Consider the following 16381-nt stretch of genomic DNA (forward strand, 5'->3'; position numbering starts at 1 on the left):
TCGTTTGATGGGGGTTGCGATTTGACGAAGAAGGAAGAGATTTACACATATGATGATGATTCGATTCAAGTGCTGGAAGGCCTTGATGCAGTACGAAAACGTCCAGGGATGTATATTGGTTCCACGGATTCCCGGGGACTTCATCATCTTGTCTATGAAATCGTCGATAACGCAGTTGATGAAGCACTAGCAGGATATGGTTCTGAAATTGACGTTACGATACACAAAGATGGCAGCATCGGCGTGCGGGACTACGGTCGCGGAATGCCGACAGGAATGCATAAGACGGGAAAACCGACAGTAGAAGTCATTTTGACCGTCCTTCACGCTGGCGGAAAGTTTGGGCAGGGAGGTTATAAGACAAGTGGCGGCCTGCATGGGGTCGGCGCATCTGTCGTGAATGCTCTTTCCGAGTGGCTGGAAGTGACGATTTTTCGCGATGGAAAAAAATATAGGCAACGTTTCGAAAATGGCGGCAAACCGGTCACTACGCTAGAGGAAATCGGAACGACTCGTGAGAAAGGGACATTGATTCATTTCAAACCGGATCCAGCAATATTCTCTACGATCAAATACCAATACGAATTGTTGTCGGAACGATTGCGCGAATCCGCATTCCTTCTGAAAGGCTTGAAAATCGACCTGAAAGAAGAAGGAACCGAAAAACATGATGTATTCCATTACGAAACAGGCATCGAAGCATTCATTTCCTATTTGAATGAAGAGAAGGATGTGCTTCATGACGTCGCATACCTCGAAGGAGTGGCGGAAGGGATTGAAGTGGAATTCGCATTTCAATTCAGCGACGGCTATTCTGAAACGATCCTTTCCTTCGTCAATAATGTACGGACGAAAGATGGAGGTACGCATGAAACCGGCGCCAAAACCGCAATGACGCGCGTATTCAATGAATATGCAAGAAAAACCGGCATATTGAAGGAAAAAGATAAAAACCTCGATGGCTCGGATATTCGGGAAGGCATTTCCGCTATCATTTCGGTCCGCATCCCTGAAGAGATTCTTCAATTCGAAGGACAAACGAAAGGGAAATTGGGGACGAGCGAAGCAAGATCGGCAACCGATGCAATCATCTCACAGCATCTCCTATACTTCTTAGAAGAGAATGCTGAGCTGAGCGGAAACTTGATCCGAAAAGCGATCCGTGCCCAACAGGCAAGGGAAGCTGCCCGGAAGGCGCGTGAAGATGCGCGTTCCGGAAAAAAACGTCGCCGTTCGGATACCCTTCTCACAGGGAAGCTGACACCAGCACAATCTAGGAATGCTTCGAAAAATGAGCTATACCTAGTCGAGGGGGATTCCGCAGGCGGTTCAGCCAAGCAAGGCCGGGACAGGACGTTCCAGGCGATTTTGCCGCTGCGAGGTAAAGTGATCAATACCGAAAAAGCCAAATTAGAAGATATTATGAAAAACGAAGAGATCAATACGATCATCCATGCAATTGGCGGAGGGGTCGGCGCTGATTTCCAAATTGAAGATATCGCTTACGACAAAGTGATCATCATGACGGATGCCGATACCGACGGTGCCCATATCCAAGTTCTTCTCTTGACGTTCTTCTATCGTTATATGAAGCCATTGATCGAGGCGGGCAAAGTGTTTATCGCACTTCCGCCACTATACAAGGTCTTCAAAGGGACAGGCAAGAAGGAACAAGTCGAATATGCGTGGACGGAAGCCGATCTTGACGAGGCGATTAAAAAGATTGGCCGCGGCTATATGCTGCAACGCTATAAAGGTCTAGGCGAAATGAATGCCGATCAATTATGGGAGACGACGATGAATCCTGAAACTCGTACGCTAATTCGTGTAACGATCGAGGACGGGGCACAATCGGAAAGACGTGTCACCACATTAATGGGGGACAAGGTCGAGCCTCGCAGGAAATGGATCGAGTCGAACGTCGATTTCGGTACCGAAGACCATAATATTTTGGAAAATGAATTTTTGCATGTTGAGGGGGATTTTGAATGACTTCAACTGAACGGTTCCAAGACTTGCCGTTGGAAGAAGTAATCGGCGACCGTTTTGGACGTTATAGTAAATACATCATTCAGGACAGAGCACTTCCAGACGCAAGGGATGGATTGAAACCTGTTCAAAGAAGGATTCTCTATGCGATGTTTCATGAAGGGAACACCCATGATAAAGCATTCAGGAAATCCGCAAAGACAGTCGGAAACGTCATCGGCAACTACCATCCGCACGGAGATACATCCGTATATGACGCGATGGTTCGGATGAGCCAAGAATGGAAACTACGTCATCTCATGATTGAAATGCATGGGAACAACGGATCGGTTGACGGTGACCCGGCAGCGGCAATGCGGTATACGGAAGCTAGGCTTTCTTCTATCGCTTCGGAAATGCTTCGGGACATCGGTAAAAACACGGTGGAGTTCATTCCGAACTTCGATGATACGGAGCCAGAACCGACTGTACTGCCTTCCCGTTTCCCAAATTTGCTCGTCAACGGTTCAACAGGGATTTCCGCGGGCTATGCGACGGATATTCCGCCACATGCTTTGCATGAAGTCATCGATGCAGTACTGATGAGAATGGATGATCCTGATGTATCAGTGGAGCAATTGATGACGGTCATGAAAGGACCCGATTTTCCGACTGGCGCTATTATACAAGGGACGGATGGAATCAAGACGGCCTACGAAACAGGAAGGGGCCGCTTTATTATCCGAGCTAAATCGGAAATCGAATCATTGAAAGCCGGAAAATCGCAAATTGTCATCACTGAAATTCCATACGATGTCAATAAAGCAAATTTAGTGAAGAAGATGGATGAACTTCGTTTGGATCGAAAGCTCGATGGCATTGCGGATGTTCGGGATGAATCCGACCGTACAGGACTTCGTATTGTAGTAGAAATGAAGAAGGATATGGACGGAAATGCGATTTTGCAATATTTATTGAAGAACACCGATCTTCAAGTGACATATAATTTCAATATGGTCGCAATCTCGAATAGAAGACCGACACTCATGTCACTGCCAATGCTTTTGGATGCATACATTGAACACCAAAAAGATGTCGTCACGAGAAGATCCGAGTACGACATCCAAAAAGCGAAAGACCGTCTGCATATCGTCGAAGGTCTCATGAAAGCCTTGTCGATTCTCGATGAAGTGATCAAGGCGATCAGAGCTTCGAAAGACAAACGCGATGCGAAAAATAATATCATTGCCAAATTCGGTTTCACTGAAGTGCAAGCCGAAGCGATTGTATCCCTACAGTTATACAGATTGACAAATACGGATATTACCGAACTGAAAAAAGAGGATGCAGACCTTAGGAAGTTGATTGAACAGCTTGACGCCATACTGAAAAGCGATAAAAAGCTTTCTGCAGTCATCAAGAAGGAATTACTGGAGGTCCGCAAGCAGTTTTCCGAACAAAGAAGATCTGTCATCGAGGAAAAGATTGAAAACATCAAAGTGGATCTTGATATCCTTGTGCCAAGCGAAGAGGTAGTCGTATCGGTAACAAAGGACGGCTATGTGAAACGGACGAGCATCCGTTCGTACAGCGCATCAAACGGCACCGGCCAGGAGATGAAGGAATCAGATTACAGCTTGTTGGAAACGGTCATGAATACGCAGCACCATCTGCTTCTATTTACATCGCTCGGCAATTATTTGTATCAGCCTGTGCACGAATTGCCGGATATCCGCTGGCGGGATCTCGGCCAACATATATCGAGTATCGTGTCCTTGGAACCGAACGAAGAGATCATTGCAGCGATTGGTATTGAAAACTTCGATGAGGTAACATCCGTTCTAACGGTTGCGGATAATGGAAACGTCAAGCTGTCGAAGCTATCCGATTTCCAAGTGCAGCGTTATTCCCGTACATTCAAAGCGATGAACTTGAAAAAAGGGGATCGAATGGTAGATGTAGAGCTTGTGTCAGGTGAAGAAGATGTGATCCTATTCACCGAACAGGCATATGCATTACGATTCCCGCTCACTGAATTGTCGGTGACGGGTGTAAGGACTGCGGGTGTTCGCGGTATCAATCTCAAAACGGATGACAAGCTTGTTTCCATGCTGATCGTGCGGGACGAAACAGAATCCGTTTTAATCGCCACCCAACGCGGATCCATTAAGAGGATGGCTTTGAAGGAATTGGAGACTGCCGCAAGGGCTCAGCGTGGTGTAGTCGTCCTGAAAGAATTGAAAACGAACCCGCATCGGATTGTCGGTACACAATTTGTGAAGCCTGGCGACAACGTCACCTTATCGACGAGCAAGGAGAATAAAGTTGCCGTCGAGGCAGGATCTTTGCGGCTTGTAGATCGTTATTCAAATGGGAGCTCTATGATTGATGAAGGAAAAGAAGGCACTGTAATCGCTTTATACAAAGAAGTGAAAGCGGAAACGAAAGCGTGACGAAAGCGTCTGCTGGCGAGGATGAATTCTTGTCAGCGGGCGTTTTTTGATGTACAGCCGTTATAAAAATCTTCGTGACAATTTTCAGCTTCTGACGTATAATAATTCGAAAGTCGAAATAAAAATATAAAAATGAATAATGGGGAATGAGTATGTGGAAAAACCGTAACGTTTGGATCATTCTTTCTGGTGAAATGATTGCCGGTCTCGGATTATGGACAGGAATCATCGGGAATCTGGAGTTTTTACAAGAAAAAATTCCGTCCGATTTCGTGAAGGCAATGATTTTGTCCATCGGTTTGTTGGCAGGCATTATTGCAGGGCCGACAGCAGGCCGGATCATTGACCAATCCCGAAAGAAAACGGTATTGATTGTTGCGGGTATGGGGAGGCTTGTCAGTGTCGTCTTCATGCTGTTGGCAATTTCAACTGGATCCGTCTGGTGGATGGTCGCATTCATCATTTCAATCCAATTGTCGGCAACCTTTTATTTCCCGGCATTGCAATCGGCAATCCCTCTTGTTGTAAAAGACAAAGATCTGTTGACGATGAACGGAATGCATATGAACGTCGCTACGATAGCGCGTGTAGTGGGAACGGCACTTGCGGGCGTCATGCTTGTCTACTGGTCGCTGGCGTCATTGTATTGGGTTTCAATGATTGCATATCTCGGGCTATTAGGTTTTACAATGATGCTGAAGATTGATGAAGGGAAGGGGAGTGAAAGCTCCCAGAAGAAGGAAGGCGACAAAGGGGGCTTCATGGAAGTTTTCCCCGTCTTAAAGGCCTATCCTGCTGTTGGTATGACACTGATCATGACGATGATCCCTTTATTATTTATCGGTTCATTCAACCTGATTGTCATCAATATCAGTGAAATCCAAGATTCCTCATCGATTAAAGGGTTGATTTATACGTTTGAAGGAATTGCCTTCATGATCGGTTCATTTGTCGTGAAATTAATTACACGCAAGTGGAGGACGACGGTCATTTTATTCTTCTTTGCATCGATGGTGGCTGTCGCTGAATTCATGTTGTTTTTTGCACATAACATCTTTTTGACATTGGGAGCATTTGCTGTATTGGGATTTGCGTTAGGTTGCTTTTTTCCGACAGCGATGGTTGTTTTTCAGAAACAGATGCCGAAAGCATACCATGGACGATTTTTCTCATTCCGCAATATGTTGGAACGGGTGATGTTCCAAGTAGTATTGTTGAGTGCCGGAGCATTTTTGGATATCGTTGGACTGCAAACGATGGTTATTATATTCGGAGTGGTCAGTTTGAGTTTGACGTTATTATTTTTCATTCAAATGAAACGAAGGAATATTGTTTTGGAACAGAATCAAACCGAACCTGCAGCGGAAGTCACTTTATGATCCGCAGCAGGTATTTTTTTTCTTATTGAAAAATGTAAAAGGACATCAAAGTTCGGACTGCTAATTCAGATATGAAACCTTGATAATATAGCATTTTTACAATATTAGTCTTAACTTTGGTGTCCAGCTTTTTGGACACCAAAGTTAAGACTATTTGTTTTGAAGGACACCAAAGTTAAGACTAACTGTTTCTTTGGACATCAAAGTTAAGACCTTTTATAGTAAATACTATGGAGGTGTACAAATGTATAAGCCTATTATACACAATGCGTCTACTAAATTTGGAAACAATAGATGGAAATCTTATAGCATTAAAATACATAGAGAAGTATTTTTATTCAGTGATTTAGAATATGATAATTGGTTATTAACCGAGTGTAACCCCAATGTAATTAGTTTTTGCGAACAACCTTTTGAAATCAAGTTGCCGTTTAAATCGAGGATCCGATCATCTATCCCGGATATGTGGGTTTTGTATGATAATGGTGATGAAGAAATTGTCGAAGTAAAATATTTGATTGATTTAAACAAACCACGGGTAATTGAACAAATAGGGATACAAAAAGAATGGTGCAAAGCAAACAAAATTAGACACAAGGTTTTAACAGATTGTCAAATTAGAGAAAGCGCAATTCTGCTCTCCAATTACAAATTTATCATTAAAATGCTAAAACACAAAAATGAATTTGATTTTGATATTTACGCAGAGCTGATTAGGCAGATTCAAGTACACTCACACATTGGGGTATCTGAACTTTCGGAGCAATTGAAGTTAGATGGACGTGTCACTTTAGAACATATAGCTTACCTCTTATTTAGAGGAGAAATATGTGCTGACTTATCGGATAAACACTTCGGCCCTAAAACGGAGGTGTGGTGTAAAGATGAAACAAGATTACGATAGATTTTCAAAAATGGACTATCAGGACTTAGTAAATTGGCCGACCGTCCTGGAGGATAATCTTCCCACCCTTAAAAGGGAGCTGTATAAGAGAAGAAAAGGCGCTGTTAATGCGTATTTTAAGAAGGAAAAAACTGTTGATCAAATTTGTGCAGAGCACGGAATCAGAAAAGGTGAGTTATACAGATTACTCAATAGATGCCTGGAGACACATGGGGATGGAAGGCTCTTTGGTTATAGAGCATTAATTCCATTTCAAAGAGTTAAAAACACAAAAAATGCCCCGTTTGAAACACTTTTAGAGCGTTATCCCAACTTAAAAGAAGATTTAGAGAATGACTTTTTAAATGCAGTAAAAAAAGGTGGTTTGTACGAGAAAAATATTAGTATCAAAAATGTTCACAAAATATTTGTAAGAAATTGTCTGAAGACAGGTCTTTCATTAAACGAATACCCCCTAAATACTAAAACTAAAGCATTTAAATCGGTACAGCGATTTATTAATTCATTATCGGACAAACACTTTATAGCCGTAGCCGCAAGGTATGGTGATGAAGCAGCGATGCTTGCAAAGAATACTGGTGTTGGTTACTCGCAATATCAATCAACAACCGTAAATAGACCATTTGAGAGAGTAGAGTTTGATGGCCATAAATTAGATATTTCATTGGCAGTAAAGTATAAAACACTTGAAGGTGATGAAATCATAGATACGATTAACCGGATCTGGATTTTATCAATTATTGATGTCTCCACACGTTGTATTTTAGGTTACCATTTATGCCTTCAAAAAGAATACTCGTCAGATGACGTTTTAATGTGTATACGGAATGCGATAAAACCATGGGAACCGAGAAAATTAGCAATTCCTGAATTAGAATATCCGGTACACTCAGGTTTTCCATCGTCTGTAATTGAAGAAACCAAGTTTGGAATCTGGGATGAGTTTTGTTATGACAATGCAAAAGCAAATATATCGAAAATCGTCCAAGAAAAATTAAATAATTTTGTAGGATGCTCAATAAATATGGGACCCGTTGCAACACCGATTCGAAGACCACATATAGAACGTTTCTATAATACTCTTGAAACGAATGGATTCCATAGAATTGTTAGCACGACAGGTAATGCCCCCACCGACCCGCGTAGGAGAAAAAACACAGAACAGCTTGCTATTAAATATCAAATCTCTGTAGAGCATATTGAAGACATTGTAGATGTTTTAATTGCCGAATACAACGCAACCCCCCATAGTGGTCTGTCTGGACTAACCCCTTTAGAAGTGATGCAGCAACGAATTGACAGAGGTATGTCTATAAGTTCATTAGCTGAAGATCAACGCGATGAATTCTTATTCTTTACGACTAAAATTAACAGAGTTATACGGGGTGATGTGAAGGGAGGTAGACGTCCTTTCGTCACCTATGAAGGTGTTAAATACACAAATGAAGTTGTATCTAATATGCCAAGCCTAATCGGTAAGAAGGTAACATTACTGGTAAATGTTGATGATATTAGATTTATTAGAGTCCACTTAGAAAATGGAAGTGAGTTAGGCATCTTAACAGCGATAGGTAAGTGGGGGATCCATCCGCATAGTTTAAGGGAAAGGAAGGCCATCAATAAACTGAAAAACAGTGGTGAGGTTCATATCCCCCAAGGCGAGGATCCTATTGAAGTTTATCATAATTATTTAAGGTCAAATGCGAACACGAAAAACGGGAGAAATATGCTAGCCAGTTTTGAAAAAAACCAAGACAGCAAAAATAAAAGATATGATCGTTCATCTGAGCCAATCGAAGAAACTGACATGAAGGAAACAAAAGAAGAAAATAACAAACATAAATCAAACAAACCCAATATCAAATTACGAAAAACATTACAATTCTAATACAATTGCAAAGAGGTGTTATCTAATGCAAAATAACATTGACCCTTATGCAAAGCCATTAGTAGAATTGAATACACACCCGATAGAAATTGGTGACTATTATTTAGCTACAAATGAAATTAATAAACTGTATACGTATGTTTCCAAATGGATCCGGAATAGAATACCCGGGGCCGTCATTTATGGCTACCCAAGAGTAGGTAAAACAAAGGCAATTAGTTATGTAATCAAAATCTTACAGGAAGAATTGGGAGACGACTTCCCAATACATCATGTTTCATGTCGCACGAGAAAGAATCCAACCGAGAATTTTTTCTTTGAAGACCTTTTATTTGGAATTCGACATGATTTGGCATTAGTAGGTTCAAAACCAAATTTAAAGAGAAAAAGATTATTAAATGCTCTTATCGAACAAGCAGAAGTTGCTAATTCAAATAAAGTCATTCTATTTTTAGATGATGCACAAAATTTATTTGAATTAGAATATCGTTGGCTGATGGATTTGTACAATGATTTAGCGTTGCAAAATATACATTTAATCACCTTTTTAGTCGGACAACTTGAGCTCATGTATCAACGGACAGCGTACAGAGACAGTGGGAAATATCAATTGGTCGGTCGATTTATGTCACAGGATTATGAATTTAAAGGTTTACAAGATGCCGACGATATTGAAATTTGTCTATCGGGTTATGACGAATTTTCGGAGTATCCCATCAAAAGTGGTTGGAGTTATACTCGCTTTTACTTCCCAGAAGCATTTAGTCAAGGTTTTAGACTAGGACACCTTGCTCCCGACATTTGGGATACAATTCAATCCATAAGACGGAAAAATCATATTAAAAACAATTTAGATATTCCTATGCAGTATTTTGTTCTTTTTATAGAAAATATTCTGTTACAGTATGGTTCTGATTCTGTCAATAAGGAATATGACATTCATCATATTAAAAAGGAACAAATGGAAGAAACATTAATTGGAACTGGTTATGTCGAATGGGAAACACACGGAAGGAAATTCCAGGCATGAACCGGGGGAAAAAAAATTTTACAACTTGGCAAGCGAATTGGGTCCAAAGGTATGAATCAGCGTGGGGGGTACTCGAAAAATTCAAATTCGCTAATGTTTTAAACGGAAATGAATTGATTAGTGTAACCGGAAACCATAAAGTTCAGCAGGGGAAAAGTATTAGTAATGGTTTACGGGAGTTAATTAGCATGTCTGCATTATGCGAAGTAAAGACTGCAAAATATGTTGGATTTGACTTGCATGAATACAATAAAAAAAGTATTAAAGAAGCTTTGCATGTATTTCCAAATAAAGAGCATGTAGGATCCGTGCTATATCCAGTATTGTCATTTTGCGAAGTTTGTATGAAAGATGGATATCATAGTATTTTTCATCAGATCAAACTTTACGATAGATGTGCCTTTCATCCGGAAGAAAAATTGAATGTTAATTGCCCATGCTGTCGTAAAATATTTAGAGACTATAATATCGGTAAAAGTGAGGAAGCCTTTTGCTGCCAACATTGCAAAAATTGTATAATCGGAAATAGTACGTTGCAAAAAATGAAAATCAAATGGAAAAAATGCAAAGTAATTAAAAATAAAGTTATTGAAAAGTGGTTGAAAATTCAAGTAGAAGAGGTGAATAAAAATCAATATTACTATCCAGCCGTAATATTGAACGATTATCAGTTGAGCAATGGAGCGCCTAATATTTATTCTAAGTTTCCGGATTTATTTAATCGTCTTTTTACTGATCAAGGGAGTTCAAAGAAAGAACATTTCGTTAAAATGAAAGTATATTGCAATAGAAACGGATTGAGATATCTTGAACCCGATAATAGTTTCAGATGGAATGATTCTTTTAAAAAAATATATTACCAATTCACAAATGAACCCGCACAAAAACGTCCTTCATATAGAGAAATCAACTTGAGTTTACTTTATGAATACTTTTTACAAACTAAGGCTATTTTCAAGTCCGCTGAAAGGTATATTTTAAATAAAAGGATCTTTCAACATAAGAAGTGCATCAAAAAAGACCTTGCAAATCACAATACAAGTGCTAATTGTATTTATTCAAAAGCTTTTATTGAATGGAAAAGTGAATGCTATGGCTTTGGCCTTGAAACTTGGAGAATAAATAGACCGCTGGGTTGGAGGGTAAATGAATTTCACTATCATGAGTGGGTGAATGATTTTCAGTTTTATCCCCGATATAAATGTTTAGAGCATCTTGAGTCCATACTTTGGCAGCTATCAAAGAACAAGCAGGATTATCCATTTGGCATTATATCAAATATATCAAATAATATTTTGTACAATATTTTAATTGAGCGCTTTGATCATTATCTTGCTTTGTGCAAAGACCCCTCGTTTGCAAATCAGTATTGGATTCACGACGATAATATATCATTGTTTATTCTTGTCATTCCAAACAATAATAAAGAAGGTCCTGTAATTTTATATTGACGCAGGATCTACTAAAGCTCTGTAGGAGTTGAAAAATATTTAAATTGCATTTTACACTTCACCCAATTTAACTATTGAATAGTGTATGCTTGTTTCATAAGTTAGAAAACTTGGAATTGGTTAGTATGCCGCAAACAGGCCATATTGCGGAGTACGGCGTTGAGCTAAAGGAGTAGGTTAATTGAAGAAGTAATTGATAGGGGAGATTTGTAAAATATGAAATCATTGCAGGGGAAGATTGCTGTTGTTACAGGAGGATCCCGTGGAGCAGGTAGGGGAATTGCTTTCGAACTAGGCAGTGCGGGCGCGACGGTGTATGTGACAGGTCGGAGTGTAAAGGGAGCGACAACCGATAACCGACCAGAAACCATTGAGGAAACTGCGGAAGGTGTTACCGTGAGGGGAGGCAAAGGCATTGCGATACGTTGTGATCATACAAATGACAGTGACGTGAGAAAACTGTTTGACCAAATTGAAAGGGAACACGGTCGAATCGACATTTTAGTAAATAGTGTATTTGGTGGCTCCGAAAGTTCTCTGCCACTAGGAGACGGACGTCAATTCTGGAAACGACCACTGGATCATTGGGATGCTATGATGGTTGCTGGACCGCAAGCTTACTTGCTAACCACTCGATACGCTGTACCACTTATGACACAGCAACACAAGGGATTAATTGTAAACATTACATTTTTTATCAAGGATAAAGTTTCAGGTAATTTATACTACGACTTAGCAATGAATGCTATCAACCGAATGACACTAGGAATGGCAAAAGAATTAAAGGACTTTAACGTTTCGGCTGTTGCTGTTTGCCCAGGTTGGATGAGGACAGAAAGAGTTACAGATTCAGGTTTTGGACCAAAGGATGGAGCAACGGAAACAACAGCGTATGTTGGGCGTGCGGTTGTGGCATTGGCTTCAGACACCACGGTTTCTAGGCTTTCTGGTGACGTACTAATGGTGGCTGAATTAGCGAAAAAATATGGTTTTACTGACGTCGATGGAACTCAACCTTTGCCGTTTGAAGGTTAATCGGATTCCCCTGTACTGTATGGGCTTTAACTTCAATAAGACAAATATAAAGTCCTTCCATTACCTGGCACCTTTATTTAATAGTACTCTCTTAGTTGATTGAAGTGGAAGACGGCGACTCCGGGGGGCAGCGGGACAGGTGAAACAACCAACGGAAGCGAAGCGAAGGGTGTGGTTCACCGGCCGACCTCCGGAACGCGCCCGGCTGCAGCGCAAATCAACGGTTTAGAACTACTATACCGTTATCGGGCGCTTTAGCTGCATAACGATGTTCCAGAAAAGGGCCAGATTACGGAAAAACTTTATGAGCGGGAGAGGGAAATAGTTGCAAACTACAAAAAATAATGGTTTTGAATTTCTTGACTTTCTCGTTATAAAAGAAGAACAACTATACGATTATCATCGATTAGCTGGTTCTTATGCTGTAATCAAATCCAATGATAAATATCTGTTATGCTATAACACTTGGAGAAAACAATGGGAATTGCCAGCAGGCCAGAGAGAAGAGAATGAAACACCAAAGGAATGTGCGATAAGGGAACTTTACGAGGAGACTGGACAAAAGGTATCGAACCTAGATTTTAAAGGTTTATTAAAGGTCAAAAACTTAACTAATGACGAAATAAAATATAATCCAATATATTTTTCTACTCTTGACCTGCTCCAACCATTCCAGGAGAATAGCGAGACATCTGAAATACGATTGTGGGATCTAAACGAAGATATCGGCTATGTCGATGGAGTTGATATAAAGATTTTCGATTATATATTTTAAAACAATATTGGAGATTTACTGAAGACCCCACAATTCCATTAACGGGCGCAGTTGCTGAAAAAGAGCTGCGCTCCAATCGGGCCATTTAACGGAATAAAGGAAAGGGGAATATTATGAGCAAAAAACGTAAATTAGTATTGTTTATTGCTTCGAGTTTGGATGGATATATTGCTACAAAAGATGAATCTCTTGAATGGCTATTTAAGGTTGAAGGTGAAGGAGATAACGGTTTTGCAGATTTTTATGAAACTGTTGATACTGTTTTAATGGGAAAAAGAACTTACGATTGGGTGATGAAGCAAGATATAAAGGAGTTTCCATATAAAAACAAAGAATGTTATGTTTTTACAAGATCGGCTGTTGAAGATACCGAAAATGTACAGTTTGTAAACGATGATGTAACTCATTTTGTTCATAAATTGAAGGATCAAGAAGGAAAGAACATATGGATTGTTGGCGGAGGAGAATTGTTACAGTCATTTATACAAGAAAAATTGGTTAATGAACTGATCTTAACGGTTGCTCCGACAATACTTGGTAAAGGAATTCCATTATTCAAAGAGGGAGATTATCAACTCGACCTTTCATTGAAAGGAACTAGGAACTTCAATCAATTCGTTGAACTACACTATGAAATCAAAAATTAATGGTGTGCTTTTGTAACCATCAGGTAGTTTTGAACTGTTGATCTTAGTTTAGCAGTTACAGTTCTTCAACTAAATGAGCGCTTTAACGGAATAAAAATTGTGCCTCAATCGGTACAGTATGCTTAATACTCAAAAGTTGAGTAATGAATGGTAGGAGGATGGCATGCGAAGCCCCTCTTAAAGAATAGAAGAAGAGTAAATTAATTTTGGAAAGGAGTGAGCTACATGATTTCACTTCGAGGAATTACATTAGAAAATAGAAGAGAGGTATTCAAATTAGAAGTTGCAGATGACCAACGCCGTTTTGTCGCATCCAATCTTTCAAGTGTTGCTTCATGCTATGTTCTTGCTACCAATGGTGGTAGTCCACTTCCTTTTGCAATTTATGCTGATGAACAGATAGTGGGATTTGTTATGATTGTTTATGGTATTACTGGTTACGAGCTTCCAAAAATCGCTAATAACAATTACTGTATATTGCGACTTATGATAGATAAAAGATACCAAAATCAGGGGTATGGTAGGGAGGCTATGAAAAAGGTATTGGAGTTCATACGCACATTTCCAGTAGGGCATGCCCAATATTGTTGGTTAGAATATGATGCCGATAACGTTGTTGCTAAAAAGTTTTATGAAAGTTTTGGATTCCGTGATAACGGCGAGATATGTGAAAATGAACTAGTAACTGTGTTAAAACTTTAACCTATAAATACTTTCACTTACATATTCCTCAATCGGGGACGCAGTTTCGGAATAAGTACTGTGCATGAATCGGCCATTTAAAGGAGAGTGAGAAGAATTTTGAAGAGAGTGGATGTTGCCTATGTGCTGTTATACGATAGCGATCAAGAAAACATATTGATGGTGAAAAATAAAGGAAGTCACTCCTCTTACTATACACTTCCTGGTGGGGCAGTTGAAAAAGGAGAAACTTTAGAAGATGCAGCTATTCGTGAAGTTAAAGAAGAAACAGGGTTAGACGTGAAACTAGATGGTGTTTTTGCAATAAGTGAAGCTTTTTTTGAAGAGCGAGGGCATCATGCAATCTTTTTCACTTTTAAGGGTAGGATTATTGATGGTGAAATAAATATATTATTTCCAGACGAGATTGAAGAGGTAACTTGGATAAATGCTAAAACAGCAAAAAAATATGCATACATACCAACGGCAGAAAAAAATCTAATAAATGGTGAATCCATTATTCCATATATTCTTCGTGGGAAGGTAGTTCATAACCGTTAAACCTTCTTCAACAAATGGGCGCCGATTGGTTATGAACAAAAGCCAAATTCCTGCTAAGAATAGAGTGGAGTTTGGCTTTTTAACTATCAAAATTCTAAACGATAAATTAATTGGAAATCAAGAAGAATATACTTGGATAAAATAACGCCTCGAAACATTTCGCAGTTATATAACTAATCAAGTAAAATGTATAAATAATGCATAAAAGAAATTTTAATTGGCAAATGAATTGGATAATATGACTCGAGATATAGATCGGACAAAATAAAAGTCCTAACTTTCATGTCCAAATCGTCCTGACTTTGGTGTCCTTTTACAAAAAAAACCGGTTTTGTCTCACTGTTATAAGTATACTTCAATGTGATATGTATCTTCCTATAATATATATTATGTAAACTAAAAAAGAAAATAAAAAGAAAGCCATTTAAATGGCAGTTTCAGATATTCTTCCCTAACCCTGTACTGTATTCAATTACATCATTTATATATAAGCCATTGCTTTTCGCGAATTCCCTTACATCATTCAATAAATCCTTTTTGTAAGTGGTCTTATATTGAATCCGATCTTTTGGTCGATTGCTCTTGCAATATGAAATCGTTCCTTTTTCTAATAGTTGTACGAAATATAACTCCAATATGTGGTTCACCGGCTTTTGTTGTTCAATTGCTATGTTTTTAAGCTGCATAAGTATTCTTTTACTAATAGTTGTCCGAAATGCAATCCTGCCTTGATCGGTGATATATTCTTCTTTACTTCGTAAATGTGTCGGTATTTTATTGAGGGTCATACGTATCATCTTATGTGCTACATAATTAGAATTACTATCTAGATATAAAATATCCGAAAGACGCAATAACTGGTCCTTGCCCCGGATCCATACTCTGTAGATTGGTTTTCCATTAGAACCCTTTATTGTGGAGATGCTTGAAGAAAAGCCCCAAATAATAAAAACGTCCAATAAACCATTTGCAAATGTAAGGCTTGCAGTCGTTATATTCATCTGATATCCTTCGCGGCCAACCCAACCATCTCCATCGATGACACCTCTTACAAATGAGGGCAAAAATTCATCTGGCACCACTGGCAACGGAACAGTAAAGGATTTATTCGGTATGACTCCGAGACGACCAAGATCCTGTTTAATCATTTTCGAGTTAATGATCAACATTGGAGTTGTTCTCGTACCGGTTCCTTGGGCAATATTCGGACTCGCATCCATTAGTTTTGCTACTTTCATTAATATCGTCTCATCTTTTTGCGCTAAGTACACAGAGTGCATGTTCTTATTTACATGGCCATCCGTAATGAACAATCCCAAAACCCAAGCCATCTCATGAGACCAAGTTTTGAAAAAGTCTTCGTTAACTTTATGAATTCGCGGACGTCCTACAGGATTCAATTCGACTCCATGCTTATTCAATACATTTCGAATTGCACGATCCGACAACCCAATGATTTCACACAGTTTTTCATAAGGCAAACCACTATTATACAATTCAATGATCTTATCGTCTGTCATACCCGGATTACGAGGCAAATTTCCCAATCCCCCCTTCTACCTCAATTATACAAACTAACGTTCCCTATTTCAACTATTTAACTGAGTAT

General features: G+C 39.4%; 13 protein-coding genes. 12 read left to right on the forward strand and 1 reads right to left on the reverse strand.

Annotated elements, in window-relative coordinates:
* The first annotated feature begins 21 nt into the window (after positions 1–21).
* The 12 genes from parE to ACFPTP_RS08975 all read left to right on the forward strand — a co-directional run bounded on the left by parE (position 22) and on the right by ACFPTP_RS08975 (position 14772).
* Positions 22–1992 carry a DNA topoisomerase IV subunit B gene (gene parE / locus ACFPTP_RS08920; protein ID WP_381443716.1) on the forward strand — a complete coding sequence of 657 codons (1971 nt, stop codon included), beginning with the start codon at positions 22–24 and terminating at the stop codon, positions 1990–1992.
* Entirely contained in the window at positions 1989–4421 is a 2433-nt protein-coding gene (parC, locus tag ACFPTP_RS08925; RefSeq protein ID WP_381443718.1) for a DNA topoisomerase IV subunit A, read from the forward strand. Before parE ends, parC begins: the two co-directional genes overlap by 4 nt.
* 152 nt (positions 4422–4573) lie before the next feature.
* A complete protein-coding gene (locus ACFPTP_RS08930; RefSeq protein WP_381443720.1) occupies positions 4574–5800 on the forward strand; it encodes an MFS transporter in 1227 nt (408 codons plus the stop codon).
* A 244-nt stretch (positions 5801–6044) separates the two neighbouring features.
* A complete protein-coding gene (locus ACFPTP_RS08935) occupies positions 6045–6704 on the forward strand; it encodes a TnsA endonuclease N-terminal domain-containing protein (RefSeq protein ID WP_381443721.1) in 660 nt (219 codons plus the stop codon).
* Positions 6685–8592, forward strand: a complete 1908-nt coding sequence (locus ACFPTP_RS08940; RefSeq protein ID WP_381443723.1) for a hypothetical protein — start codon at positions 6685–6687, stop codon at positions 8590–8592. Before ACFPTP_RS08935 ends, ACFPTP_RS08940 begins: the two co-directional genes overlap by 20 nt.
* 25 nt (positions 8593–8617) lie before the next feature.
* Complete coding sequence (locus ACFPTP_RS08945; protein ID WP_381443724.1) at positions 8618–9622, forward strand: ATP-binding protein; 1005 nt, start codon at positions 8618–8620, stop codon at positions 9620–9622.
* Positions 9619–11073 (forward strand): hypothetical protein, encoded by a 1455-nt coding sequence (locus ACFPTP_RS08950; protein WP_381443726.1) that lies wholly within the window; start codon positions 9619–9621, stop codon positions 11071–11073. The genes ACFPTP_RS08945 and ACFPTP_RS08950 overlap by 4 nt, the downstream gene beginning before the upstream one ends.
* Before the next feature lie 216 nt (positions 11074–11289).
* Entirely contained in the window at positions 11290–12108 is an 819-nt protein-coding gene (locus tag ACFPTP_RS08955) for an SDR family NAD(P)-dependent oxidoreductase (RefSeq protein WP_381443727.1), read from the forward strand.
* 325 nt (positions 12109–12433) lie between these two features.
* A complete protein-coding gene (locus ACFPTP_RS08960) occupies positions 12434–12883 on the forward strand; it encodes an NUDIX domain-containing protein (protein ID WP_381443729.1) in 450 nt (149 codons plus the stop codon).
* A gap of 113 nt (positions 12884–12996) precedes the next feature.
* On the forward strand, positions 12997–13530 hold the full coding sequence (locus ACFPTP_RS08965; protein WP_381443731.1) for a dihydrofolate reductase family protein: 534 nt from the start codon (positions 12997–12999) through the stop codon (positions 13528–13530).
* A gap of 225 nt (positions 13531–13755) precedes the next feature.
* A complete protein-coding gene (locus tag ACFPTP_RS08970) occupies positions 13756–14232 on the forward strand; it encodes a GNAT family N-acetyltransferase (RefSeq protein WP_381443732.1) in 477 nt (158 codons plus the stop codon).
* 99 nt (positions 14233–14331) lie between these two features.
* On the forward strand, positions 14332–14772 hold the full coding sequence (locus tag ACFPTP_RS08975; RefSeq protein WP_381443733.1) for an NUDIX hydrolase: 441 nt from the start codon (positions 14332–14334) through the stop codon (positions 14770–14772).
* Positions 14773–15209: 437 nt separating this feature from the next.
* Here the strand turns inward: ACFPTP_RS08975 and ACFPTP_RS08980 are convergent, their stop codons facing one another.
* Positions 15210–16310, reverse strand: a complete 1101-nt coding sequence (locus ACFPTP_RS08980; RefSeq protein WP_381443734.1) for a helix-turn-helix domain-containing protein — start codon at positions 16308–16310, stop codon at positions 15210–15212.
* Positions 16311–16381 lie beyond the last annotated feature (71 nt).

Source organism: Sporosarcina koreensis (assembly GCF_042655825.1).
Classification (GTDB): domain Bacteria; phylum Bacillota; class Bacilli; order Bacillales_A; family Planococcaceae; genus Sporosarcina; species Sporosarcina koreensis.